Origin of the sequence: Streptomyces yokosukanensis (assembly GCF_001514035.1) — a bacterium.
Lineage (GTDB): Bacteria > Actinomycetota > Actinomycetes > Streptomycetales > Streptomycetaceae > Streptomyces > Streptomyces yokosukanensis.
In genome coordinates this window covers 536,221-536,953 of sequence record NZ_KQ948211.1, presented here as the reverse complement: position 1 = coordinate 536,953, position 733 = coordinate 536,221, and the positions used below count along the sequence as shown (strand labels likewise).

At 63.8% G+C, this 733-nt stretch carries 1 pseudogene; it reads left to right on the top strand.

What is annotated here, in order from left to right:
- A pseudogene (locus tag AQI95_RS17895) lies at positions 1-733 on the top strand (ADP-ribosyltransferase); the annotation flags it as partial.

Sequence of the window (733 nt, the reverse complement as noted above, 5' to 3'; positions counted from 1 at the left end):
AAGTCGTGATCAAGCCTGAGGAGATTCCGCAGTTCACCGGTGATCTGGAGCAGTTGGAGAAGGATTACGGTGCGCTGAAGAAGGATGCGGGGCAGATCCGTTCCACGGGTGCGGACGTGCATGCGCAGTTCCAGGGGTTGTCGGCGTTCTACAAGGCTCCGGAGGCGGAGCAGTTGTTCGGCTCGACGAAGCCGGTGTCGACGCGTTCGGACGGTTTCGCGACGGATCTGGAGACGGTCTCGTCGGCGTTGTCGGGGTATGCGGCGGAGGTCCGTCCGCTGGTGGCGAAGCTGAAGCAGCTCAAGCACGATGCGCTGGCGTTCGTCGACTCGGTCAAGGGTGACGACGACTGGGAGTACGACGGGGACAAGGTCGACAGGAACAACCAGCTGCGTGATGACGTCACGTCGGCGGTGGCGGCGTTCTGGGCGGCGGAGCGGACGTGTCACAACAAGATCACGGCGTTGTGGCACGGCACGCAGATGGTCGCCGGTGACGGCTCGAACAAGTCGAACATGTACGGCTACAACGCTTCGGACCTGAAGGGTGCGAAGGGGCTGCCGTGGGGTGATGCGGTGGAGGAGAAGCATCACTGGTACGAGGTCGGGCACTGGGTGAAGTCGTTCGTGTGGGACGGCCTGATCGTGGACGGCATCTGGGGCACGGTCAAGGGCCTGGGCACCCTGGTGGGCGTCGACGGCTGGGACGCGATGAAGCAGGCCTGGAAGGGGCT